This window comes from Janthinobacterium sp. 1_2014MBL_MicDiv (assembly GCF_001865675.1).
Lineage (GTDB): Bacteria > Pseudomonadota > Gammaproteobacteria > Burkholderiales > Burkholderiaceae_D > Janthinobacterium.
Window position 1 is genome coordinate 4,888,221 of the sequence record NZ_CP011319.1, and the last position, 24,337, is coordinate 4,912,557.

At 60.8% G+C, this 24,337-nt stretch carries 29 protein-coding genes; 23 read left to right on the forward strand and 6 right to left on the reverse strand.

The window, feature by feature from the left end:
- Positions 1 to 906: 906 nt before the first annotated feature.
- The 6 genes from YQ44_RS29125 to YQ44_RS21135 all read right to left on the reverse strand — a co-directional run bounded on the left by YQ44_RS29125 (position 907) and on the right by YQ44_RS21135 (position 7,031).
- The gene (locus YQ44_RS29125; RefSeq protein ID WP_156894940.1) at positions 907 to 1,086 is read right to left on the reverse strand and encodes a hypothetical protein; all 180 of its coding nucleotides are present in this window, start codon (positions 1,084 to 1,086) and stop codon (positions 907 to 909) included.
- Positions 1,079 to 2,389, reverse strand: a complete 1,311-nt coding sequence (locus tag YQ44_RS21120) for a tyrosine-type recombinase/integrase (RefSeq protein ID WP_071325067.1) — start codon at positions 2,387 to 2,389, stop codon at positions 1,079 to 1,081. The genes YQ44_RS29125 and YQ44_RS21120 overlap by 8 nt, the downstream gene beginning before the upstream one ends.
- A gap of 671 nt (positions 2,390 to 3,060) precedes the next feature.
- Entirely contained in the window at positions 3,061 to 3,555 is a 495-nt protein-coding gene (locus tag YQ44_RS29130) for a hypothetical protein (RefSeq protein ID WP_156894941.1), read from the reverse strand.
- Positions 3,556 to 3,946: 391 nt separating this feature from the next.
- Entirely contained in the window at positions 3,947 to 4,162 is a 216-nt protein-coding gene (locus tag YQ44_RS21125) for a hypothetical protein (protein ID WP_071325068.1), read from the reverse strand.
- Positions 4,159 to 5,223 carry a phage portal protein gene (locus tag YQ44_RS21130; protein ID WP_071325069.1) on the reverse strand — a complete coding sequence of 355 codons (1,065 nt, stop codon included), beginning with the start codon at positions 5,221 to 5,223 and terminating at the stop codon, positions 4,159 to 4,161. The genes YQ44_RS21125 and YQ44_RS21130 overlap by 4 nt, the downstream gene beginning before the upstream one ends.
- On the reverse strand, positions 5,220 to 7,031 hold the full coding sequence (locus YQ44_RS21135) for a terminase ATPase subunit family protein (RefSeq protein ID WP_071326658.1): 1,812 nt from the start codon (positions 7,029 to 7,031) through the stop codon (positions 5,220 to 5,222). The genes YQ44_RS21130 and YQ44_RS21135 overlap by 4 nt, the downstream gene beginning before the upstream one ends.
- 136 nt (positions 7,032 to 7,167) lie before the next feature.
- Here YQ44_RS21135 and YQ44_RS21140 point away from each other — a divergent pair, with 136 nt between their 5' ends.
- The 23 genes from YQ44_RS21140 (at position 7,168) to YQ44_RS21240 (ending at position 24,332) form a co-directional block, all read left to right on the forward strand.
- Entirely contained in the window at positions 7,168 to 7,956 is a 789-nt protein-coding gene (locus tag YQ44_RS21140; protein ID WP_156894943.1) for a GPO family capsid scaffolding protein, read from the forward strand.
- A 48-nt stretch (positions 7,957 to 8,004) separates the two neighbouring features.
- Positions 8,005 to 9,021, forward strand: a complete 1,017-nt coding sequence (locus tag YQ44_RS21145) for a phage major capsid protein, P2 family (RefSeq protein ID WP_071325071.1) — start codon at positions 8,005 to 8,007, stop codon at positions 9,019 to 9,021.
- Between the two features lie 3 nt (positions 9,022 to 9,024).
- On the forward strand, positions 9,025 to 9,741 hold the full coding sequence (gene gpM / locus YQ44_RS21150; protein ID WP_071325072.1) for a phage terminase small subunit: 717 nt from the start codon (positions 9,025 to 9,027) through the stop codon (positions 9,739 to 9,741).
- A gap of 103 nt (positions 9,742 to 9,844) precedes the next feature.
- A complete protein-coding gene (locus YQ44_RS21155) occupies positions 9,845 to 10,351 on the forward strand; it encodes a head completion/stabilization protein (protein ID WP_071325073.1) in 507 nt (168 codons plus the stop codon).
- Positions 10,351 to 10,560, forward strand: coding sequence for a tail protein X (locus YQ44_RS21160; RefSeq protein ID WP_071325074.1), 210 nt, complete (start codon positions 10,351 to 10,353; stop codon positions 10,558 to 10,560). The genes YQ44_RS21155 and YQ44_RS21160 overlap by 1 nt, the downstream gene beginning before the upstream one ends.
- Positions 10,561 to 10,605: 45 nt before the next feature.
- Positions 10,606 to 10,977 carry a hypothetical protein gene (locus YQ44_RS21165; protein WP_071325075.1) on the forward strand — a complete coding sequence of 124 codons (372 nt, stop codon included), beginning with the start codon at positions 10,606 to 10,608 and terminating at the stop codon, positions 10,975 to 10,977.
- On the forward strand, positions 10,977 to 11,537 hold the full coding sequence (locus tag YQ44_RS21170; RefSeq protein ID WP_071325076.1) for a glycoside hydrolase family 108 protein: 561 nt from the start codon (positions 10,977 to 10,979) through the stop codon (positions 11,535 to 11,537). Before YQ44_RS21165 ends, YQ44_RS21170 begins: the two co-directional genes overlap by 1 nt.
- A complete protein-coding gene (locus tag YQ44_RS21175) occupies positions 11,534 to 12,046 on the forward strand; it encodes a lysis system i-spanin subunit Rz (protein WP_071325077.1) in 513 nt (170 codons plus the stop codon). The genes YQ44_RS21170 and YQ44_RS21175 overlap by 4 nt, the downstream gene beginning before the upstream one ends.
- Entirely contained in the window at positions 12,030 to 12,518 is a 489-nt protein-coding gene (locus YQ44_RS21180) for a phage tail protein (RefSeq protein WP_071325078.1), read from the forward strand. The genes YQ44_RS21175 and YQ44_RS21180 overlap by 17 nt, the downstream gene beginning before the upstream one ends.
- Entirely contained in the window at positions 12,515 to 12,982 is a 468-nt protein-coding gene (locus YQ44_RS21185; protein ID WP_071325079.1) for a phage virion morphogenesis protein, read from the forward strand. Before YQ44_RS21180 ends, YQ44_RS21185 begins: the two co-directional genes overlap by 4 nt.
- Positions 12,983 to 13,294: 312 nt before the next feature.
- The gene (locus tag YQ44_RS21190) at positions 13,295 to 14,092 is read left to right on the forward strand and encodes a hypothetical protein (protein WP_071325080.1); all 798 of its coding nucleotides are present in this window, start codon (positions 13,295 to 13,297) and stop codon (positions 14,090 to 14,092) included.
- Positions 14,089 to 14,838, forward strand: a complete 750-nt coding sequence (locus tag YQ44_RS21195; RefSeq protein ID WP_071325081.1) for a hypothetical protein — start codon at positions 14,089 to 14,091, stop codon at positions 14,836 to 14,838. The genes YQ44_RS21190 and YQ44_RS21195 overlap by 4 nt, the downstream gene beginning before the upstream one ends.
- A 114-nt stretch (positions 14,839 to 14,952) precedes the next feature.
- Positions 14,953 to 15,624 (forward strand): phage baseplate assembly protein V, encoded by a 672-nt coding sequence (locus YQ44_RS21200; protein ID WP_232250956.1) that lies wholly within the window; start codon positions 14,953 to 14,955, stop codon positions 15,622 to 15,624.
- On the forward strand, positions 15,621 to 15,965 hold the full coding sequence (locus YQ44_RS21205; protein WP_071325083.1) for a GPW/gp25 family protein: 345 nt from the start codon (positions 15,621 to 15,623) through the stop codon (positions 15,963 to 15,965). Before YQ44_RS21200 ends, YQ44_RS21205 begins: the two co-directional genes overlap by 4 nt.
- Complete coding sequence (locus YQ44_RS21210; protein WP_071325084.1) at positions 15,962 to 16,873, forward strand: baseplate assembly protein; 912 nt, start codon at positions 15,962 to 15,964, stop codon at positions 16,871 to 16,873. The genes YQ44_RS21205 and YQ44_RS21210 overlap by 4 nt, the downstream gene beginning before the upstream one ends.
- Positions 16,866 to 17,486 carry a phage tail protein I gene (locus tag YQ44_RS21215; RefSeq protein ID WP_198043788.1) on the forward strand — a complete coding sequence of 207 codons (621 nt, stop codon included), beginning with the start codon at positions 16,866 to 16,868 and terminating at the stop codon, positions 17,484 to 17,486. The genes YQ44_RS21210 and YQ44_RS21215 overlap by 8 nt, the downstream gene beginning before the upstream one ends.
- A complete protein-coding gene (locus YQ44_RS29595) occupies positions 17,483 to 19,012 on the forward strand; it encodes a phage tail protein (protein WP_071325085.1) in 1,530 nt (509 codons plus the stop codon). Before YQ44_RS21215 ends, YQ44_RS29595 begins: the two co-directional genes overlap by 4 nt.
- Positions 19,013 to 19,246 (forward strand): hypothetical protein, encoded by a 234-nt coding sequence (locus YQ44_RS29135; RefSeq protein WP_156894944.1) that lies wholly within the window; start codon positions 19,013 to 19,015, stop codon positions 19,244 to 19,246.
- Positions 19,247 to 19,251: 5 nt separating this feature from the next.
- Positions 19,252 to 20,427, forward strand: coding sequence for a phage tail sheath protein (locus YQ44_RS21225; protein WP_071325086.1), 1,176 nt, complete (start codon positions 19,252 to 19,254; stop codon positions 20,425 to 20,427).
- Between the two features lie 50 nt (positions 20,428 to 20,477).
- Positions 20,478 to 20,987, forward strand: a complete 510-nt coding sequence (locus YQ44_RS21230; protein ID WP_071325087.1) for a phage major tail tube protein — start codon at positions 20,478 to 20,480, stop codon at positions 20,985 to 20,987.
- 37 nt (positions 20,988 to 21,024) lie between these two features.
- Complete coding sequence (locus YQ44_RS21235; RefSeq protein ID WP_071325088.1) at positions 21,025 to 21,333, forward strand: phage tail assembly protein; 309 nt, start codon at positions 21,025 to 21,027, stop codon at positions 21,331 to 21,333.
- An 8-nt stretch (positions 21,334 to 21,341) separates the two neighbouring features.
- The gene (locus tag YQ44_RS28405; RefSeq protein ID WP_083411985.1) at positions 21,342 to 21,455 is read left to right on the forward strand and encodes a GpE family phage tail protein; all 114 of its coding nucleotides are present in this window, start codon (positions 21,342 to 21,344) and stop codon (positions 21,453 to 21,455) included.
- Between the two features lie 279 nt (positions 21,456 to 21,734).
- Positions 21,735 to 24,332, forward strand: coding sequence for a hypothetical protein (locus YQ44_RS21240; RefSeq protein WP_071325089.1), 2,598 nt, complete (start codon positions 21,735 to 21,737; stop codon positions 24,330 to 24,332).
- Positions 24,333 to 24,337 lie beyond the last annotated feature (5 nt).

A 24,337-nucleotide genomic window follows, 5' to 3' on the forward strand; every position in this document is an offset into this window, starting at 1 on the left:
GCGTGGTGTAATCCTGTCTGGTAAGTGTTTCTGGCCACCCTCACTGCCTCGGCAGAAAAGGTTGAATCAAGGGCCTCGGGACACCACTCCCGTGTATGCGGTTGCTGTTACTGCCTGCCCGCGCCGCATGCGCGTGTGGCACCGCTGCGCGTTCCCGGAGGAAGCCGCCGCAGCGGGGACCAATCACCCAGGGTCCATGGAGTGCACCTCGTGCACGGTTCAACTTCTACTAATCAGCCCGTAGCGGGCGAAGGAAATCGCAAGCCTAGCCTGCGATGGAGATGCATCTTGCCTCGTCACTGAGCACCGTCACGCGGACGCTCAGGGCTTGCCGCCTTGGCCTATGCCGTCGGCGGCGCGTCGTCACTGGCAGCACGCCGCCAGTAACGACGCGCGCACGCAGCCATGGCATGTGACGGCATACATGCCAGCATCGCACTCGCGGTGACGATACTGGCGACTCTGAAGCACACGCGCTGGCGGCAGCCTCGATGGCATCGCATCGCTGGCATTTCTGCTGACGGTGCGGCTTGCGGCAAAGCCATGCTGTGCTTCATACGGTGCGCTACCTCGTGGGGCATGCGAACCAATCGGGGCAGGAGTCTTGCTCCTGTTTGAGGAAGCGCCCATCGGGCGCAATCATCCAGGCAATCCGTCTTGCGGATTGTGGGATATGAAGACGCTGAAGGCAGCGCTTTATCGTGCCGAGATGTGCATGCTTCTGCATGGCCCGGCGATATATATCTCTAGCAGAAACTGCTAGGTATCATGGTGGCGGGTGACGACCGCAACGCCTATGCCGCTAAGCATAGGGACATGCTCGATGCATGCCCTCGTGGGAGCGATTCCCACATAAGAGAGCTTCATTCTATGCCTGCTATCGACGTTTGCAAGCGGTTCGTTTCATCAAGTGCGCTTTTCGTAGTACGCAGCATCGGAACCGGCGCGGACTGGGCTGCTGCCACTGGCATTGACCGGCAGCGTTGCAGCCCGGACAAAGGCTCCGATAGCCAGTTTATGTAATTTTTCCTTGGAAGCGGTCTGCTTGATAAGCGCATCCGTGAGGCGCAATACATACTTAGACATGGTGCCCTCCTGTTCCGCCATCCCGGCTGAATTCACCGCTGACCAGCGTTAGCCTGGGTGTCAGCGGCGGCGCTCCCTTGCCGCTGACGGCATCGATGTAGTCGGCCCAATCCTGCATCATCCGGCGCCGTTCCGCCAGGAACTGCGCCCGGTCATAGGCACTGGCCACCTTGTCCTTCGGCGCATGTGCCAGCTGCCGGTCCACGACTTCATGCCGGTAGCCAAGGCGCTCCTTGATGGTGCTCATGGCCAGCGCCCGGAAGCCATGGCCGGTCATCTTGCCCTTGTATCCCATGCGTCCAAGCGCCACCAGTATCGTGTTATTGCTGATCGGCTTTTCGTGGTCGCGCTGATTCGGGAACAGGTACTTGCTGCGGCCCGTGATCGCGTGCAGTTCGCGCAGCAGCTCCAGCGCCTGGCGCGACAGGCATACGTGATGGTTGGTCATATCCGGATTGACGGTCAGCTTGCCGCGCTTCATGCGTTGCCATGGAATGACCCACTCGCCGCGCTCCATGTCAATTTCACTCCAGGGCGTCTCGATCAACTCGCTGGTGCGCACAAAGCACAGCAGCATCAGCCGCAGCGCAATGCGCGTCGGCGCGAACATGCGTGCTTCGTTGCGGTCCAGAATAGCCAGGAACTGCGGTAGTTCGTCGGCGTTGATGGCGGCGAAGTGTCCGGCGCGGACGGTCTTCAACACATCCTTCATATCGGTGACCAGATTGCGCTCTGTGAATCCGCATTGAATCGCGTAGCTGAAAATTGACGCACATACCGCTCTCAGGCGATGAGCGACTTCGCTTGCGCCACGCTCCTCGATCTTGCGCAGCGCGGCAATCAGATCGCGGTGCTTTATCTCATCGATCGGCATGCGACCGATGGCTGGAAAGATGTCTGCTTGCAGGCGCTGGATGGTGTTCTTGGCGGTGCGTTCGCTCCACGTCGGCACTTTGTTGCCATGCCACTCGCGTGCGATTTTTTCGAAGGTGTTGGACGCCTTATCCTTTGCCAGGCGTTTGGCATCGTCACGATGCTTGGCGGGGTCGATTCCTTGCAGCAGCAGGCGGCGTGTCGCCAGACGCTTTTCACGTGCATCCTGCAAGGTAATTTCCGGATAAGGGCCGAACGTCAGCGTATTCTCTTTGCCGTTGGCCTGCCGGAACTTGAAACGCCAGATGCGGGAACCGGTTGGCGCGACGACGAGGTACATGCCGTCACCATCGAACATTTTGTACGGCCGCTCGCGTGGCTTGGCGTTGCGGATGAGTAAATCTGTCAACGGAGCAATGATCTTTGGCATGGCAAACCTCCTGCGCGGCATGCTGTAAAGATCAATATAGTCGTTTTTTTGAATTTTTGGGGCAAGCGGCAATGGCTGAGTACGAGAAGCCCCCAAACTTGCGCCTACTTGAGGTTGATGTCCTGGGACGTTGTGCAACGTCCAGAAACGAAAAAACCGCTTAGAATCAAGGCTCTAAGCGGTTTTTGAGGGACTTCCTGAGACGTCCTGATCTTACTTAATTACTATCCGTGGCGGAGAGAGGGGGATTCGAACCCCCGATAGGCTATGAACCTAACATGTTACGTACGGGAAATTTCTTTAAAATCATCAGCTTATAACACGTCTGATGTACTATACGGATCAAGGTTTGTTCGTCTTAACATCTTGATTTATATAGGTTGAAAACCGCTCAATAGTACACATACTGCGCTATAAAACTTCGATAGAGGACTTACGCGATGCCTGCCAAAAGCAAGATTATTATGGGTATCATTTTTCGCATAATTGCACTTATTGCAAGTACATGGTTTCTTATAGTCGCCATTAAGACAGGCGCAAAGCTCCCCGGGCCATCTTGGATCATGATCACTACTTTGGTGTTGGGATACTTGACATTTTTTGCTTATTTAATAACATGCTACCTAGAATATGTATTGGACAGACGCAAGAGAACCACCTGAGAACGGTAGCTATGTTGTTAATTTTTCACTTGCCACTAGAACATTCACGTGGGCAACGAAAATTCTCCGGCAAAGATCCACTGCCTTGGCGCTAATACTGGACACGTCCAATGCTGAAACACCTGGGACTTTGCCACAATCAATCCACAGTTCCCCCTCATAAGGCTTCGTGTAGCGATTTATGTATGCCTCAATTTCACCCAAATCGGCGTACTGATTAGCTTCGGCAAAAGCCAAAGCTTCAGTGAAATTTATCAAGTTCCAACCTTGCGGCTCGCTAAATTCCGCTACACGTACGGCCAATGGATCTTTGATCGAGAGGTGCGGCGCGTTATCAAGGATAATCTTTCGTATCCACGCAGAAGATTTTAGTCCAGCAACTTGGGCCGCAGCATCGATGCGTCTAGTTTCAGCGGCGTTAAAGCGCAATGTTGGTTTGTATTCATTTTGCATAATTTTCCCTTTAGAAAGTGATAAAGGTATATTGCCGGCATTTGCCGGCATTTGCAAGCCTTACTTTTGTATTGTTGCAATGTTGTACCTTGGCAATGCCAATAACCGCAATATGTTATACAAAACCACTCGCACGAAAAACCGCTCAAAGTGCGTCAAAATGCGTCAAATCGCACACCCCCTCTTCGCCCCGCGGCGCCAGTCCACATGCGCCTTCGGCCTTGGCGCAAATTTGAGTCAAAAGACCCCTATATAGCGGGCAGGTGTGGAGGGGGGACAACTGCGCGCGCCGGGCCGAAATGGGGCTTTTCTTGCTTCCTTGGCAATATCAATCGTCGGGACGTGAAAAAGCCGCCTCGTGGGCGGCCTGTGCGGTGGCTGGGGCGCTCTGACGCGGCGGAACTGTCGCGGCCCCGCCCTGTTGGCTATCGCGGCGTGGCGCTCATCCTGTGCGGCCGGCGCGCGCCTTGGCCGCTTGCTCCTTCTCGTAATCGTCGCGGCAGTCCACGTTGCAGAACAGCAGCGCGGGCGCCAGCGCCTCGTCGCAGTAGTGGCAGCAGCCGTGCGCCACCAGGGCGGGCCGCCTGCGCACGGCGGCCAGGCCGCGCGCCACCTCGGCAAAGATGATCTTGTCCGTGTTGTCGACGTGGTCGCTCATGCCGCGCCCTCCCCGCCTGTGGCCAGGTCATACGGGGCGAACTTCACCACCTCCACGCCGGCCCATTCGTTGATCGCTTCGAACTGCGCCTGCAGGGGCACCAGCTCGTTGCGCGCGAAGACGCGCGCGGCAGGTTCCACGGCGCCGAAGCCGCCGGCGTTGTTGGGCAGGATGCCCATGAGCTGCGGCGGCACGCGGTGTGCGGCCAGCTGGTCGTCGCGCGTCACGCTCTTGATGTTGAAAAACTCGTCCTTGGCGGCCACGTCCGACACGGGCAGAATCTGGATGCCATCCTTCTTGCCGTTCGGCGCGTACATGAACAGGTTGCGGAAATTGCCCGGCCCCTTGCTGTCGCGCATGGCCTGGCGCAGGTTGTCCACGTCTTGCGTGTTGGCGGCCGCGTCCGTCATGTAGAACACGAAACCGGCGTGCGAGCCGTTCTTGTAATATTTGCGGCGGAACAGGGTGGCCGCCTCGTTGAGCCAGGCCGATTGCAGCGCACTCAGGTACTGCGGCACGCCATACAGCTCCTGATTCACGTCCGGTTCCATCAAATGGAACACGCGGCCCGTTTCGAACTGGTGCGCCGTGCCGTGATTGGTCACGAAAAAATACGTGTCCCAGTCGATGCCGCGCCGCATGTACTTGGCCAGCGCGTGCGCGAACGTCAGCGGGCGCCCGCTGCGGCTGGGCCGGTCTTCCAAATAGCAGTTGCCAAACGTCAGAAAGTCGAGCGCTAGGCGTTTAAAGGCGTCGCGCGACAGGTATTTGCTGGGCATCAGCGTGGACGCCAGCACGTTGGCCTTGAAGTGGATCGCGCTGGAGTGATGCACGCCGGCATTGAAGGACTTGGCCAGGCCGGCCAGGTTGATGGGCGGCTCATACCATTCGCCGTTCTTCCAGCATTCGAAGCAGTCGAGAATGTCGCCGTGCTCGAGCACGGGCGTGGGGTCGCCGAAGGAAAACGCCTGGATGCCGGCGGCGGCCGGCGCCGGGGCTGTGGCCGTGTCTGCGCCAGGTGCGGAGCGCGCGCGGGCGCGCTGATGTCGTGCTTTGCTCAAGAATAAATCTCCATGAAAGATTGGTTGTTGTCGGTACTGCCTTCGAAGGGTTCGTGGTCGAGCGCGTGCATGCAGGCCCACGCCAGGTCGGCGTGGCCTGTCTCGTCGCTGCGCCCGGCCACATAGGTGACGTGCCGCCCGCTGGGCGTGAGGGTCTTGCGGATCGCCATGAACGATTGCGCGATGTCGATCCAGCCGGCGTCAAACTCCAGCCGGCCCTTGCTGATGATGTTTTTGGCTTTCAGCACCATGCGGGTTTTGACTTCGGGCGAGTAGTTCAGCGGCGTGACGGCCGGGAAGAAGCCGCGCACGATGGGCAGCACGCCGATGCCCATGCCGGTCGTGTCGATGCCGATGTATTCGACGTTGTAGCGCTGGGTCATCTGGCGGATGGCTTCAGCGTGGTCCTCAAAGCTCTGCCCGCGCCACTGGTGGCGTTCGAGCACGCGGAACTTGCCGCCGGCCGTCATGGGCGGCGCCAGCACCACGCAGCCGGCGCTGTCGCCGTTCAAGGCCGGGTCGTAGCCGATCCACACGGCGCGGTTGCCGAAGGGGCGCAGGCCCAGCAGCGGTTTGTAGTCGTCCCACTCCACCCAGGAATCGACCATGCAGCGCTGCAGCTCGTTTAAGGGGAAAACGCTGTCCGAATCGTCAATGAAATTGCACATCAACAGGTTTTCGAACTGGTCCGGGCTGTATTCGAAGTTGCGCAGCTCGTCAATGTCGAACAGGTTGCAGCCGCCGCGCTCGGCGTCCAGGATGGTGACGATCTGGCGCCAGATTTTGTCCTCGCCCGTGTAGCCGGACGCCAGACGCTGGTGGCTCACGTCGATGTTGAATTGCTCGGCCTTGGCGCGGCGCTTGTTGAACAGCTCGCCCGTCCAGAACGGATAGGCCTGGTGCGTGGTCGAGGATGGCGTTGAAAAATAGGTCTTGCGCCATTTCTTGTGGATGGCCATGCCCGAGGCCACCTTGTTCAACTCCTGGAAATTCTGCGTCCAGAAAAATTCGTCAAAATAAAAATTGCCGTGATAGCCCTGCGCCGTGCGCGCGTTCGTACCCAGGAAATACAGGTGCGCGCCGTTCGGCAGCACAATGGGATCTCCCGTCAGGTCGATGCCGGCCGCCTCGCGCGCGAATTGCACGATGTATTGCTTGAAGACGTGCGCCTGGCTTTTTGAAGCGGACAGGAAGATTTGATTGCGGCCCGTGGCCATGGCGTCGGCCAGCGCTTCGCGCGCGAAGTACCAGGTGGCGCCAATCTGGCGGCTCTTGAGGATGGCGCGCGTGCGCTGGTCGCCATTGCGATACCAGACCTTTTGATAGTCGAAGAGCGAGTCCTGGAAGGCGTCAAGCAGCTGAATGCGCTGCTCGTCGCTGAAGTCGTTGCGCGTCGGCTTCTTCTTCGGGCCGGCATTGCGGTTCGCCAGCTTGGGGTTGAGATCGACCTCGTTGCCGCCCGGCTGCTCGTAGCGGCGCACGCGCGCCATCTGCACGATGGTGCGGGCCAGCAAGTCGATTTCCTTGTAGTCGCTACCGCTCTTGACCTCTTTTTCGATCAGTTTCACCAGGCGCAACTCGGCCGACGCTTCCACGTGCTCGATGGCCTGCGCCTTGTCCCATTCGTCGCGCGCCTTCCAGCTATTGATCGTGCTGCGCTTGAGTCCCAGGTGGCGGGCGATGGACGAAATGCGCCAGCCCTTCCAGTACAGGACGCGCGCGGCACGGCGCGGCTCGGATTCGGGCACGGCCAGTTCGGCGATTTTTTCGTCCGCCGTTTGTTCGCTTGTTTTCTCGATTGTCAGCATGCCGCCAGCGTAGGCCGCGCGCGCGCGGAACGGGGAAAGGCAAAAGTCGCTATGGGCCATAGCAACCCGCCCCGCATTGAATCGCCGGGCCAAGACGTTGACCATGGCGTTATCCGATCAACCGAGACACGCCACCATGCCTAAATCCCAATTCTTCCGCGTCGCCACCGAAGGCGCCACCACGGACGGCCGCAACATCGACCGCGCCACCATCGAGCAGCTCGCCGCCAGCTACAACCCGAAAACCTATGGCGCGCGCATCTGGCTGGAGCATATTCGCGGCATCCTGCCCGACAGCCAATTCAAGGCCTACGGCGACGTGATCGCGGTGAAAGCCGAGGAAGTGGAAACGGACAGCGGCAAGCGCCTGGCCCTGTTCGCGCAGATTGAACCCACGCCGGAACTGGTCGCCATCAACAAGGCGAAACAGAAGCTGTACACCAGCCTGGAAATTCAGCCTGACTTTGCCGATACGGGCATGCCCTACTTGGTCGGCCTGGGTGTCACCGACAGCCCCGCCAGCCTGGGCACCGATGCACTGAAATTCTCGGCGAACCGCAAGCAGCGAAGCACCAACCTGTTTAGCGCTGGCGTCGAGGTCGAACTGGTCTTCGATGAGCCACAAGGCATCAAGCTGGCCGATGCCGTCAAAAACCTGCTGTCGCGTTTTTCCACCAAGACCAGCGGCGACGCGGCCCAATTCGCCGACATCAGCGAAGCCGTGGAAACCCTGGCCGGCCACGTCGTCACGGCGAATGACAACTACGCCAGCGCCCTGGCGCGCCTGGACAAAGCGGAAACGGCCTTGACGGCCACGCAGGCCGACCTGGACGCCTTCAAGGCGCAGATGGACGCGGCGCCCGGCAACGCGCCGCGCCGCCCGCCGGCCACCGGCAACGACGGCGCCGTGCAGACCGAGTTTTAAGCGCCCACGCCCTCACCCTAAATTCATCCAACAACGGAGCACTGATTTATGAAAAAGCACACCCGCCAGGTCTACAGCCAGTACGAAACCCGCCTGGGCCAGTTGAACGACACGGACAGCGTGGCCAAGACCTTCAGCGTGGCGCCCAGCGTGCAGCAGAAGCTGGAAACGAAAATGCAGGAATCGAGCGAGTTCCTCTCAAAAATCAACATCATGGGCGTGGCCGAACAGGAAGGCGAAAAGCTGGGCCTGGGCGTCTCGGGCCCGATTGCCGGCCGCACCAACACCAAGGACAAGGAACGCGAGACGCGCGACCTGTCCACCCTGGACAGCACCAAATACCGCTGCGAGCAAACCAACTTCGACACGCACCTGACGTATGCCAAGCTGGACGCCTGGGCCAAGTTCCCCGATTTTCAATCGCGCGTAGCCAATGCCATCGTGATTCGCCAGGCACTGGACCGCATCGTCATCGGTTTTAACGGCGTGAAGGTCATGGCCACCACCGACCTGGCCGCCAATCCGCTGCTGCAGGACGTCAACAAAGGCTGGCTGCAGCACTTGCGCGAACAGGCGCCCGAGCGCGTGCTGGGCCTGGTGGGCGCCGGCCTGCCGGGCAAGGTCATCATCGGCGAGGGTGCAGATGCCGACTATGCCAACCTCGACGCGGCCGTGGTCGATGCCGTCAACCTGCTGGACCCGTGGTATCAGGAAGACACGGGCCTGGTGGCCATCGTTGGGCGCAAGCTCTTGAGCGACAAATACTTCCCGCTGGTGAACACCAAGCAGGCGCCCACGGAAACCCTGGCGGCCGACATCATCCTCAGCCAGAAACGCATCGGCGGCTTGCCGGCGGTACGCGTGCCCTACTTCCCGGACAACGCCATCCTGATTACCCGCTTCGACAATCTGTCGATCTACTTCCAGGACGGTGCGCGCCGCCGCCGCGTCGAGGATAAGCCCTCGCGCGACCGCATCGAGAACTACGAGTCGTCCAACGACGCGTATGTCATCGAAGACCTGGGCCTGGCCGCGCTGGTCGAGCACATCGAGCTGAAAGCCTAAGCCATGGGCAACCTGTCTCCTGCCCTGCGCCACCGCGCGCGCATGCTGGCCGAGCGCACGGCCGGCGCCGCCGAGCCGCAGGGCGTGACCACCGGCAGCGCGTATGAGCTGATGCTTTATAAATTGTCCGACGACCGCCGCCGCCTGAAATCCATTCAGTCAGTCGAGCGCAAGATCGAGGTCAAGGCCACCATGCTGGCGACCTATGCGCAATGGATCGACGGCGTGCTGGCCGGCGGCAAGGGCGCGCAAGACGATGTCGTGGCCACCATGCTCGTATGGCACATCGACACGGGAGAATATGACCGTGCCCTGGTGATTGCCGCCTACTGCATGGAACACCGCTTCACCCTGCCCGATGGCTACAGCCGTGACATTCCGACCATGATGCTGGACGAGTTTGCCGCCGCCTACCTGCAGGGCAAGCTGGGCGATGATCCGCAGCATGCCGTGGCCGTGCTGGGCGCCGTCGAAGCCATGACGGCCGCCAGCGACGCGCCTGACCAGGCGCGCGCCAAGCTGCACAAGGCCATTGGCCTGGCCATGGTGGCCGTACTGGACCAGCAGGACGCGACGGACATTGCCCCTGCCCTGCTGGAACAAGCTGGCGTGGCCATGGCGCAGTTGCAGCGCGCGCGCGCCTTGTCCGAATCCGTCGGCGTCAAGAAAGACATGGAACGGCTGGAGCGGCGCATCAAGCGCGCGGCTGATTCCAGCTAAAGAGCAGCCCCCGGCGCACAGGCGGCACGGGGGGATTCCGGCGAATTTACCTGCCTGATGAACCCCGTCCACCGCCTCCCCTTTCACCTCCACCGCAGACACCATGTCCTTTATCGCCCTTCCTCCCCGCGCACCAGGTGGCACCAGCACGCCGCCGGCACCCAGCCCCACACCCGGCATCGTGGAAAACGATGGCTGGTTTCCCGACATCCTGCTCACAGAAATGCGCGACGCCATGCGCCTGGACGGCACTGTCACCGATGCGCGCCTGGTGCAAGCCGTGGTCGATGCCATTCTGCAGGTCAACCGCGAGCTGGCCGGCTGGCAAAGCGTGCATGCGGCCGCCGGCATCGCCGCGCTGGCAAACGTACCCGCCAGCCGCATCAACCGCGAAAGCCGCTTGCTGGCGCAGTACCGGCGCGCCGTCTACAGCACGGCCAAGGCCGACTTGATCGAGCGTTACCGCGATTACGACACCACGGCCTCGTCGGCCAGCGACAAGAAAAGCATGGAATGGCTGGACGAAGCGCCCGGCGCGCAGCGTAGGAATGCGCAATGGGCCATCGCCGATATGGTCGGGCGCACGCACCTGACGGTGGAATTGATCTGATGCAGGTGCGCACGCAGCAGCACGACACGGTAGATGCGCTGGTGTGGCGCTACCTGGGCGACGGTGCCGGCTATGTCGAGCACACCCTGGAAATGAATCCCGCGCTGGCGCGCCACGGCGCCGTGCTGCCGGCCGGCCTGCTCGTCACCTTGCCGGATCCTGCCGCCAGCGTGGCCGCCATGGCGGACATTGTGCAGCTATGGGACTGACTTTTTTAACAACCTTCACTTATCCTCATCATGGAGAAACAAGCTATGTCCGCAGAATCGTTTGGTGGTTTCGCCGCCCTGGTCAAACTGTACGGCTTCAAGGCTGCGCTGGGCATGATCGGCGCCGCCATGCTGTATATCGTGCTGCCGCCCTTGAACAGCGACGGCACCTTCAACAAGGGCGAATTCGTCGCCCGCCTGGCCTGCGCCGGCGTGTTCTCTTGCCTGCTGGGCGGCACCGTGTACCAACTGCTGTGCGCGCAGCTCCCCGCCATCGGCGCCATGGTCAACGCTTCCGCCATCGACCTGATCGTGGGCGCGCCCGGCTGGTGGGTTTCGCGCGCCGTGGCCCTGTGGTTCCAGCGCCGCAGCGACAAGGACATCGCCGAGCTGGTCAAAGACGCAAAGGAACACTGATGGCCACCACCGACAACCCGCTGATCGCACGCGTCATCGACGCCATCCTGCGCGCCGAAGGCGGCTATGTAAACGACCAGCACGACAAGGGCGGCGAAACCAATTACGGCATCACGGTGGCGGTGGCGCGCGCCAACGGTTACACGGGGCCGATGCGCGAGCTGCCTGTGGCCCTGGCGCGCGCCATCTACACGGCCCGCTACATCACGGAACCGAAGTTCGACCAGGTGCTGGTCCTGCATGCCGGCATCGGCGCCGAAGTGATCGACACGGGCGTGAACATGGGGCCGCACCGCGCAGCCGAGTTCCTGCAGCGCTGGCTGAACGGTTTTAACGACACGGGCGCCCGCTATCCGGCCCTGTTCGTCGACGGCCGCCTGGGCGCGCAGTCGCTGGGCGCCCTTGCATCCTTCCTGAAATGGCGCGGCCAGGACGGCGCCACCGTCCTGCTGCGCGCCCTGAACGGCCTGCAGGCGGCGCGCTACCTGGACATCACCGAAGCCAACACGACCCAGCGTCGTTTTCTGTTCGGCTGGATCAAGGAACGGGTGGCCATGTGAGCAAGACTACCTGGCGCCCACTGGCCGCTGTTCTCCTGTGCGGCGCCATCGCGGGCTGGACGGCGCAGGGCTGGCGCAAGGACGCTGCCATCGCCGCGCTGCAGCAGGCGGCGGCAACCCAGGCAGCCACCGCCGCCACCGCGCTGGCCCAGGCCACCGCCCGCGTGCTCGCCCTGGAGCGCGCCGCCGGCGCCGCCCTAATGCTGCGCGCCGACCACCTCACCCAGGAGCAAACCCATGCGAAAACTGAACGCGACCGTTTCAATATTGATGTGCGCAGCGGCGCTGTGCGCCTGTCAATCCCCGTCACCAGCGGCCAGTGCGCCGCAGCTTCAAATTCCGCCGCTGCCGCAGGCGATCAGCTGCAAGCGCGCGCCGAACTTGACCCAGCGACTGCGGCAGCTCTTGACGCCATTGCCGGCGACGGCGACGACGCCACCCGACAACTGAACGCCTGCATTGACGCCTACAACCTAGTACGAGACACCTACCATGTACAAACCGAATAGCCTGCGCCAGCACCTGGCCGCCGCCATCCCCGGCCTGCAGCGCGACCCCGACCGCCTGCTGGTCTTCGCCGACGAGGGCAACGTGGTAGCGTCGGCCACCGCTTCCCTCTCCTTCGAATACCGCTTCAAGCTCAACCTGATCGTCACCGACTACGCGGGCGACGCGGACGCCATCATGGTGGCACTGATCGCCTGGCTCAAAGTCCACCAGCTCGACCTGATGGCCAACGAGGAAACGCGCAAGCACGGCATCGCTTTTGAGGTCGATTTTAACAACCATGAAACGGTCGACATTTCCATCAAGCTGGACCTGACCGAGCGCGTGGCCGTCAAGGCCGGCGAGGCGGGCCGCCTGGACATCAAGCACCTGGCCGAGATACAGCACATGCCGTCCTACGCGGACGAGTTCTGGAAACTGTACGCCGGCGAGACGCTGCTGGCCGAATGGTGCACGCCCGAGGCGACTCCATGAGCGACGACCTGCATGTGCTGGAAGCCTGGGCCGGCGCCCTGCTGGCCAAGCTGCAGCCAGCCCAGCGTCGCGCCATCAATCACAAGGTGGCCATCGACCTGCGCCGAAGCCAGGCGCAGCGCATCAAGGCCCAGCAGGGACCGGACGGCGCGGCCTATCCGGCGCGCAAGCGACGCAAGGAATTCAAGGGGAAGAATGGGCGGATCAAGCGCCAGAAGGCGGCCATGTTCGCCAAGATTCGTACCGCCAAACACCTGAAAGTAAAGGCGACCGGCGATCAGATCGAGGTCGGCTTCTCCGGCTGGGTGGCGCGCGTGGCGCATGTGCATCAGTTTGGCCAGCAAGACCGCGTTACCAAGAAAGGACCCGTCTACAAGTACCAGGAGCGCCGGCTGCTGGGCTTGTGTGAATCGGATCGGACGTTGATACGTGAATCCTTGTTGCGTCACATGGAAAAAAACTAAGATGTTTTAATGCAAACTTCAACTGACATTGGTTATCAAATGAGTTAGAGTCACATGATACTGACCGCAGGCCTTTTGTGTTGATAAGCTCAGGTACGTTGACATTTACGTAGAAATCCTGCAAACATAAACAGGCGAGAGGGTGCCACTATTAAACGATCACCTAATGCCTAGAGATCTGAGACCTCCCGAAATTGATGCCGCTCGACTCTTCCAGCGCAATAGTCCATTCGCGCCCATCGGTATGATGCAGCATAAGCCGTGCGATAGTCAAAAAATGATTCATATATACCAATATTCAGGAGATAGGTCATGTCGGAAGAGAACAAAGACGGTGTAGAGAACAGCATCAAGAAGTGGATCAAAGAGACAGGCTTCCCCTTAGAAATGCAGGCGGCGAACGTCTTTAACGAACTCGGTTACGATGTTCGGCAGTCATACGTAGTTAAAGATATCCAAGAAAACAAGCCGAGAGAAATTGACATATTGGCGACCTATCCGTTTGAATTGGACAGAGGTATCACAAGGATATTTTGCATCTTGGAGTGCAAATCATCTAAGCACCCATGGCTTGTTTTTGATGGCGAAAATACGCTATCAAGTTACAACATGCTCCACTCGTTTGCCATCATGTCACCTGACGCTTTGTCGGAGATTGGAGACGTTATTCTTAATGACAAAAGCCGTAAGTCATGGGAGATTTTTCAACACTCGTCAAAGTGCGGCTATGCACTTCGTCAGCCATTCTCTGACAAAGATACGGGCTACACGGCTGCAATGAACGTCCTAAAGGCATGCTGCAATGTGATTGAGCCTACACAAAAATACAGTCTTCCGCAAATCAATGTCGCGTTTCCTATCCTTGTTGTAGATAAGCCTATTTTTGAGTGTGCTTACGTGGAAGGAGAACTTACAGTCAAACAAGTCCCTCATAGCAAATTCCTTTTTTCATCCTACATTCCCAATTTTGCGATATCGCGCATAAACATTGTTCACATAGATCATCTAGATAGCTTCGCAAAGCACTACATAAACGTTGCTACAAAGCTGCGTGAAATACTGGAACCGATTGAGCAAAAGGCTATGGACAAGATAAAAGGTCAATCATGACCTATCGTATATTTTGCTTTGTTAAGTTTTTTGAGACAGAAGAGTGGGCAGACGATTTCATGCAAGGAAACTTGTATTGCAATACTTTGCAATATTTTCGTGATAGAGAACAAACGGAAGACTTCAGGGGTGACCCGTTTGAGGGTACGGTTAGTTTGATACAACCCGGGCAAGCAATCATAAAATTTTCATTCAACAGTGAAACAATTAATGACCTTACTATTGACCCAAAGGATCTAGTCGGGCCTGTCATCATTCATTCCACAGATACCTTAGAACATAACGTTTTTTGTCTTTACGCCATCTACATTGATGACGACTTTGAGGAGTTTTCAGACGATGAACTATCGGACGAAGAACTAGAGAATCGTATCATTTCGGTTAGCGAAAAGTTGAAGCTGCATGAGGACTGTTTCGGAATGGGACAGCATGTAGTATTGATTTACGCTGTTGAACCGTTCATAGAAGCCCTCAAGAAATACGAAAAAGAAAAAGATATGCGACTACGGCGTGCGCTTGTCAAATACTATGACGAAATGACCTATCACGGTGACTTCAAGGAAGCGGAAGCGATTTTTCATAAGCCCCATAAATACTCACATCAAAAGGAGTATCGCCTTGCTTTCCGCTCGCCCGACAAAGCAGCTTTTACTATAAGCATTGGAAGCATGGAAGCGTATGCGAAGAAGATGACGGCTGACGATATTAGAACTTTATCTTTCAGAGTTGAGCCGAAAGGCCACTAATAGACTACGCTAGAATCTTGGGCATGACGGCGTCTGCTGCGCGCCGCACTGCCATAGTCACTAAGCCGCATATCAACCCGCCCCCGCGTGCATCTGCACGCGGACTTCGGCAACATGCATTGCATGAACGCCGACCTGTCCGACCTCTCCCGCTTGCTGCAAAACCTAATCCGCCTGGGCACCATCGCCAAGGTCAAAGGGGCCAAGGCGCGCGTGCGGCTCGGGCCGACACTCACCACCGAATGGCTGAAATGGGCCACCCGGCGCGCCGGCAGCACCCGTACCTGGTCGGCGCCCACGGTCGGCGAACAGGTGATCGTCTTTTCCCCCGGCGGAGACCTGACGCGCGGCATCATCCTGCCCGCGCTGTACTCGCAGGCGTTTGACGCGCCAGAAACCAGCGACAGCATCCACGCCACGCACTACCCCGACGGCGCCGTGGTGCAGTACGACCATGCGGCCCACGCCCTGACGGCCACGCTCCCCGGCGGCACGGCCACCATCACGGCCGACAAGGTCACATCGAACGCGCCCAGCACCATTTGCACGGGCGACCTGACCGTCATGAAAAACCTGATCGTCATGCAATCGGCGACCGTAGAAGGCGCCACCACCCTGAACGGTGGCGTCAACGCCAAGGCCGGCGCCGCTGGCGGCGTGGCCATGGCCGTGCAAGGCACGGTCAAAGCTACCGACGACGTGCTGGCCGGCGCCATCAGCCTGGCCAAGCATACGCACGGCGGCGTCAGGGCCGGCGGCGACCAGTCGGGCGGGCCGCAATCATGATGGGCATGCACGCCGCCACCGGGCACAGCCTGACGGGCCTGGGCCACCTGCGCCAGTCCGTGACCGACATTTTGACCACGCCGATGGGTTCGCGCATCCGGCGCCGCCGCTATGGTTCCGAAGTGCCCGAGCTGATCGACCAGCCCCTGAACAGCGCGACGCAGTTGCGCATCTACGCCGCTACCGCCTTCGCCCTGCGCCGCTGGGAGCCGCGTTTGCAGCTTGCCAGCGTGCAGCTCACACGCGACACGGACGGCGCCATCGCGCTGCTGCTCGATGGCACTGCCAATGGCCAGGGCATTACCCTGTCCGTGCCGGTCAAGCAAGGGGGCGCCGTATGAGCACGCCTATCGACCTGACCCAATTGCCGGCGCCTAGCGTGGTGGAAGTGCTGGACTTCGAAGCCATCCTCGCCAGCCGTAAAGCGCATCTGGTCAGCCTGCTGCCGGAAGCCGAGCGCGCCGCCGTCACGGCCCTGCTGGAGTTGGAATCGGAACCGGCCACCAAGCTGCTGGAAGAGAACAGCTATCAGGAAACCATCTTGCGCAACCGCGTCAACGAGGCCGGCAAGGCCGTCATGCTGGCGTTTGCCCTGGATGGCGATTTGGACCAGCTGGGCGCCAACGTCAACGTGGCGCGCCTGACCATTACGCCGGCCAATCCCAACGCCCTGCCGCCCGTGGCCGCCGTCATGGAAGATAACGACGCCTACCGCCTGCGCATCCAAGAAGCGCCGGACGGCCTGTCCGTGGCCGGCCCGAAAGCGTCCTATGAATTCCATGCGAGAAGTAGTGACGGCCAAGTCAAGGACGCGAGCGCCACCAGCCCCGCGCCGGCCAGCGTCACCGTCACGGTGTTGGCCAACAACGCCACCGGCATCGCCGACGCCGAACTCTTAGGGACCGTGGCGCGCGCGCTCAACGCCGAGGAAGTGCGCCCCCTGGGCGACCGCCTGACGGTACAAGCCGCCCAGGTCATCGACTACCAGATCGAGGCCACCTTGTTTATCGGCGTCGGCCCGGAAGTGCCGATTCTGCTGGACGCCGCGCGCGCCAACGCCGTGCGCGTGTCGCAGCCGCGCCGCCCGCTGGGGCACAGCATCTACCGTTCCGCCTGCAGCGCCGCCGTCCACGTCGAAGGCGTGCGCAAGGTCGTATTGACCAGCCCGGCGGCGGACATCGAACTGGACGCTACCCAGGCCGCGAGCTGTACCGGCATCAATCTCAACGTGGTGGTGCTCGATGAATAAGATCGTGCCGACCCTGCCGCCGAACACCACGGCGCTGGAGCGCGCCATTGCCGTGGTCTGCGCCGAGCTGGTCAACGTGCCCGTGCCGCTGCGCGCCCTGTGGAACGCCGACCGCTGTCCTGTCAATCTGCTGCCGTTTCTGGCCTGGGCGTGTTCCGTCGACCGCTGGGACGATGCATGGCCCGAGTCGGTGAAGCGCGGCACCATCAAGGCGTCCTATTTCATCCACAAGCACAAGGGCACGATTGCCGCCGTGCGCCGCGTGGTGGAGTCGCTGGGCTATTTAATCCGCATCACCGAATGGTGGCAGACCACGCCACCCGGCACGCCCGGCACCTTTCGCCTCGACGTCGGCGTGCTCGATACCGGCATCACCGACGCCATGTTTCAGGAAATGGAGCGCCTGATTGCCGACGCCAAGCCCGTCAGCCGGCATTTGACGGGACTGGCGCTGTATCTGGAAACCCGTGGCCAGGTGCAGATCGGCCTGGCCACCTACCACGGCGATGCGATGACGGTGTATCCGTGGATCGCCGAAGAAATCGAAGTGCGCGGCACGCTAGTACAGGGCGGCGCACCCCATACCATTGACACCATGACCATCTATCCATGAGCACATACTTTGCCATTCTGACGCAGGTGGGCGAGGCCAAACTGGCCAATGCCATCGCCCTGGGCCAAACCCTGAAACTGAAAAAAATGGGCGTGGGCGACGGTAACGGCGTCCTGCCGATCCCCGACCGCGCACAAAAGGCGCTCGTGCATGAAGTGCGCCGCGCCGACCTGAACCAGTTGGCCATCGACCCCGCCAACGCCAGCCAGATCATCGTCGAGCAAGTCTTGCCCGAGGACGTGGGCGGCTGGTGGCTACGCGAAATCGGCATCTACGACGAGGCGGGCGACTTGTGTGCGGTTGCCAACTGCCCTCCCAGCTACAAGCCCTTGATGGTCGAAGGCAGCGGCCGCACGCAAGTGGTGCGCGTGGTGCTGATCGTCGCCAGCACGGCCGCTATCGAGCTGAAAATTGATCCGTCCGTGGTGCTGGCCACCCGCCAGTATGCAGACGACAAGGCCGCCGGGGCTGTCATGGCGCATGAGGCGAAGGCCAACCCGCACCCGCAGTACCTGAGCAAGATCGACGGCGACGCCAAGATCGCCGCAGCGATTGCCGCCCTGGTCGATAGCTCACCAGAAACCTTGAATACCCTGGCCGAACTGGCCGAGGCGCTGGGGCGCGATCCACATTTCGCCACTACCATCACCAATGCGCTGGCGTTGAAAGCCCCGCTCGACTCACCGGACTTCACCGGCACGCCGCGCGCGCCGACGATCCCCCACGGCGACAACTCCGTGCGCGTCGTCAATGCCCGCGCCCTGGTCGAAGCGACGCAGGGGCGCGCCGGCGTGCAGGGCCTGGCGGGCGCGAACAGCACCGCTTCGCCGGCGAACAAATTCACCGTGTCCGCGCTCGCCGTCACGATGCGCAACCCGGCCACCGGACAGGCCATCACGAAATATGCCACCGGCGCCTTGACGGCGGACGTGGCCGTGGTCGGCGCGAACGGTCGGGATCAAGCGGCTGTCATTGCCGGCACCGCGTCGGTGCATCTGCACTTCATCTTCAATCCGGCAACGGGCGTGACCGCCTTGCTGTGGAGCGCGTCGGCTGACGCCCCGACACTGCCGGCCGGATTCTCCTTCTTCGCCTATGCCACCACCATTCGCTACCAGGGGGCCAACGTCATCACGCCGATGATTGTCCGTGGCGCCAAAGTGTTCTATGCCAACGACTCCAGCGCAACCCGTGTGCTGAGCGGCGGCGCCGTAACCTCCCCACCCGCGCCGGTTGACTGCTCCCAGTACGTCCCGGCGAACGCGACAAGGGCAATCCTGCACTGCGAGCTACAGCTATCTAGCTCATCAACAGCGATGTTTTTGCTATCCATCGTCGTCTTGGGTATGCAGTTCGCGCCGGTGCAATTTTCCATCGCCACTCCCGACACCTACATGCAAGGCGCAGGGACTGTCGAGATTCCCCTCGACAGCGCCAGGCGCTTCAACTACGCCATCACGGCCGGAGCTAAGGGTGGCGCCTATATCGCCGTCATGGGCTATATCGTTCCCAATGGAGATTGCTAAGTGAAAAATTCTTTTCGTGACCCCGTCACGCACGTCCTCAAGGCCTGGGGCTTTGTCGATGCCAACGAAGTGGGCGACCTATCGCGGGCCGAACCCCTGAGCTTCAACCTGGTACCCGGCGACTGGCGCCTGGTCGATGACGTATGGATCGCCGTTCCTGCAGCTTTGCCCCCGGCACTTACCGCGCCTGACCCGCGCACCCCATCCACCGATCACCCAATTGAACAGGAGTAGCAAGAATGGCCACCGACTACCACCATGGCGTGCGCGTCATTGAAATCAACGAGGGTTCGCGCCCCATCCGCACCGTGTCCACGGCCGTGCTGGGCCTGATCGCCACGGCCGACGACGCCGACCCGGCCGCCTTCCCGCTCGACACGCCCGTGCTCGTTACCAACGTGCTGGCCGCCATGGGCAAGGCCGGCAAGACCGGCACCCTGTATCGCGCACTGGAAGCCATTGCCGCGCAGACCAAGCCCTTGACCATCGTCGTGCGCGTGGAAGATGGCGAGACGGAAGCGGAAACCACCACCAACGTGGTGGGCGGCGTGTCGCCGGACGGCAAGTACCTGGGCGTCAAAGCCTTGCTGGCCGCGCAAAGCAAGCTGGGCGTGAAACCGCGCATCCTGGGCGCGCCGGGCCTGGACACCAAGGCCGTCACCAACGCCCTGGCCAGCGTGGCGCAGCAACTGCGCGCCTTCGTGTATGCCTCCGCGTACGGCTGCAGCAACGTGGTGGCCGCCACCACCTATCGCGGCCAGTTCGGCCAGCGCGAGGTCATGATCATCTGGCCCGATTTTGTCAATTGGGATACCGCCATCGACGAGGAGGCGAGCATTTCCGCCGTGGCCTACGCCATGGGCCTGCGCGCCAAGATCGACGAGGAAACGGGCTGGCACAAGACCTTATCCAACGTGGTCGTGAATGGTCCGACCGGCATCAGCAAGGACGTGTTTTTTGATCTGCAAGATCCGGCCACCGACGCCGGCGTGCTCAACGCCAAGGAAGTGACCACTCTGATCAACATGGGCGGCTATCGCTTCTGGGGTTCGCGCACCTGCGAGGCGCCGGGCGGCTTCTTCTATTTCGAGAGCTACACGCGCACGGCCCAGGTGCTGGCCGACACAATCGCCGAGGCGCATTTCGCCTTTGTTGACCTGCCCTTGCACCCGTCCCTGGTGCGCGACCTGCTGGAAAGCATCAACGCCAAGTTCCGCGACCTGAAATTGCAGGGCTACATCATCGACGGCCAGGCCTGGTATGACGAGCAGTACAACGACAAGACAGGGCTGAAAGACGGCAAGCTGGCCATCGACTACGACTACACGCCCGTGCCGCCGCTGGAAAACCTGCGCTTCCAGCAACGCATTACCGACCGCTACCTGGCCGACTTCGCCTCGCGCATCGCCGCTTAACCGACCCCGTGCCCGCCGTGCGCGGGCGCAACTGACCACTGGAGAACGCTATGGGCATGCCCCACAAACTCAAGCAATTCAACGTATTTCAAAACGGCGTGCTGTTCATGGGCATGGTGCCCGAAGTCACCTTGCCGAAACTCAGCCGCAAGATGGAAGAGTACCGCGCCGGCGGCATGAGCGGCCCCGTGTCCGTGGACTTCGGCAACGAGGCACTGTCGCTGGAATGGAGCGGCGGCGGCCTGATCGCCGAAGCCTTGAAGCAATACGGCGCGCATGCGCACGGTGCCGTGATGCTGCGCTTCGCTGGCGCTTACCAGAACGACGAAGACGGCAACGTCGCCGCCGTCGAAGTGGTCGTGCGCGGTCGCTACAAGGAAATCGACATGGGCGGCGCCAAGATGGGCGACGACACCACGCATAAATACACCATGGCCTGCAGCTATTACAAGCTGATGATCGACGGCGCCACCGTCATCGAACTGGACTTCATGAGCGGCATCGAGAACATCGGCGGCGTCGATACCAATGCGGCCATCCGCAAGGCCAGCGGCCTGTAACCCTTTTTATTCACCACCACACCACAAGGAACACACCATGCACAACGATACCCAAAACCAAGCCGTCATCGAACTGGACGAGCCGATCAAGCGCGGCGATACCTTCATCACCTCGCTGACCGTGCGCAAGCCCAAGGCGGGCGCGCTGCGCGGCATTTCCCTGATCGAGCTGGCCAACCTGAATGTGTCGGCCCTGCAAATCGTGCTGCCACGCATCACCGAGCCGACCTTGACGGCGCACGACATCGCCAACATGGACCCGGCCGACCTGCTGGCCGTGGGCGCCGAGGTTGCCGGTTTTTTGGCGAGCAAAGCCGATCGCCTTTCGGTATCCCCGACGAAGTAGAAGACGCCATGGCCGACATTGCCGCCGTCTTTCACTGGACGCCGACAGCGATGGACGGTTTTACGATTGATGAACTGATGGCCTGGCGCGAACGCGCCAGGCAGCGAAGCGGAGCGGAATAGATGGCTGGTCGGGATTTGAAGTTGCAGGTAGTGTTTGCAGCGCTGGACAAGATCACCGGCCCGCTGAAAAAAATCATGGGCGGCTCCAGTGACACGGCCAAGGCGCTGAAAGCCACCAGCGACCGCTTGCGTGAACTGAACACGCAGCAAAGGAACCTTGGGAAATTCCGTGAACTACATAGCGGTATTCGAACAACGGGGGTTGAGCTGAAAGAAGCTCAAAAAAAAGTAAAAGAGCTGGCCGCAAGCATAAAACAGACCGAGTCTCCTACACGCGCCATGACGCGTGATTTGAAGGCGGCGACGAAAGTCACGCAGGCCTTGACGCTGAAAGGCCGAGAACAGAGCCAGCAATTCCGCGTCCTGCGCACCAGTCTGAAAGACGCCGGCATCGACACGCGCCAGTTGGGCAAGGCCCAGGAATGGCTAAAAAACAGTATCCAGTTGACGAACGTTGAACTGGCCTCGCAACAAAAGCGCCTGGCGGCATCCGCTGCCAAACAGCAGCGCGTCACCAACGCCACCCAGCATGCCGACAAACTGCGCAGCAAGGCTGGCACCATGGCCATCGCGGGCGCCGGCGCGACTGCCACCGGCGCCGTGGTTGCCGCGCCCGTCGTCAAGGGACTACACGAAGCGAAACACTACGAAATAGAAACGGCGCGCATCCGTGCGCTGGGCACACGCACAGCCAAGGAAAAAGAGCACGCGATTGCTTTTGCCAAGGAACTGAAGACGTATGGCGTCAGCCAGCTGGAAAAGACGGAAATGATCCGCGATTCCATCTCGATCTTTGCCGATGGCCACCACGCCGAAATGGCCCTGCCAAGCATGGCAAAGATGAAATTCATCAACGACACGCTCTATCCCGATTCGGCCGGCGAGCGCAATGCGCAACTGTTCGCCATGCAAAAGGTCATCGAGCTGCGCGGCAATGCCGGATCGGTCGAAGCCTTCAAGAGCGATGCGGACCGCATACAAAAGGTAATCGCGGCGACGGGCGGCCGGGTCGGCGGCGAAGACTGGCGGCAATTTACGATCCGCAGCGGCGTGGCCGGCAAAGGCCTGAACGACAATGCCTTCTTCAACCAGATGGAGCCCATGCTGCAGGAACTGGGCGGCTCGACTGCGGGCGTGGGCTGGCGTTCCCTGTACAACAACATTTACCAGGGCAAGGGCACGCAGCGCGCGGCCAGGGAAATGCAAAGCCTGGGCCTGTTGAGCGGCAAGCACATCAAGTATGACAAGGTGGGGCAGATCAAATACATCCAGGCCGGCGCGCTGCTGGAAGGGGAAATGTTCCAGAAAAGCCCGCTCGACTGGATTGAAAAAGTGTTCCTGCCCAAGCTGGCGGCCAAGGGCATCACCGACAAGGACGAGATCAACAGCAAAATCGGCGCCCTGGTTTCCAACAGCAACGGCGCCGCCTTCCTGATGCGCATGGTCGATCAGCGCGCGCAGATCCGCAAGAGCGAACGCCTGAACCAGAATTCGGAGGGTATGGACGATTTGCACGTCCGCGCGCGTGGCCTTGGGGCCGGCGCGGAACGGGAAGCGCTTGCCAAGGTCTCCGACCTGAAGCTGGTCATGGGTGAAAAAATCCTGCCTATGTACACGCAGGGGCTGGAAATGGCGATTGCCGCCATGACGCGCCTGAACGGCTTCATGGAGCGCAACCCGACCGTGGCCAAGGTCATGATCGCTGGCTTTGCCGTGCTGGCCGGCCTGCTGCTGGTACTGGGGCCGCTGATGCTGGGCATTGCCGCCCTGATCGGCCCGTATGCCATGCTGCACGTCATGTTCGCCAAGATGGGCGTAACGGGCGGCGTGCTCACGCCCATCATGCGCGGCCTGGGTGGGGCCTTCATGTGGGCCGGCCGGGCCGCGCTGGGGTTCGGTACAGCCCTGCTGACAACGCCGGTAGGCTGGGTCATCTTGGCCATTGCAGCCATCGCCGGCGCCGCTTACCTGGTCTACAAATATTGGGAGCCAATCAAGGCGTTTTTCACAGGCATCTGGTCGCACATCAAGACGGCCTTTGCGGGCGGCATTGGCGGCGTCAGCGCCCTGATCGCCAACTGGTCACCGCTGGGCCTGTTCTATCGCGCCTTCGCGGGTGTGCTGGGCTGGTTCGGCATCGCGCTGCCAGCCAAGTTCACCGACTTCGGCGCCAGCATCCTGCAGCGCATTACCGCATCCTGGGCGCCTATTTCCGCCTTCTTCGCGGATATCTGGGCGCGCCTGCGCACCGTCTGCGCTGGCGGCATGGGCAGCATCACTGCCCTGATTATCAACTGGTCACCCGTCGGCGTGTTTTACCAAGCGTTCGCGGGCGTCATGAGCTGGTTCGGCATCGAGCTGCCGGCCAAGTTCACCGACTTCGGCGCCAACATCCTGCGCGGCCTAGTCAACGGCATCACGGGTTCCATGGGCGCCGTGAAGGAAGCCATCAGCAATGCCGGTTCCAGCACCATTGCCTGGTTCAAGGAAAAGCTGGGCATTCACAGCCCAAGCCGCGTGTTTGCCCAGCTCGGCGACTACACCATGCAAGGCCTGGCCGTGGGCCTGGACCGCAGCGAGGGCGCGCCGATTGCCAAGGTTTCCGGCCTGGCGCAGCGCCTGACGCAATTGGGTGCCGGCATTGCCATCGGCACGGCCACCGCCCTACCCGCCAGCGCCTTCGATACGCGCGCCCCACTGTCACAGGGCGCGTTCGGCGCCGGCATGACGATTCAGGGCGACAAAATCGAAATCACGATCCAGGCGCAAGCCGGTTCCGATCCGCAAGCCATCGCGCGCGCCGTGTATGCGGCAATGGAGCAACGGGACCGCGAAAAGGCGGCGCGCATCCGCTCGTCCCTGCGCGACCACGATTAAGAAGG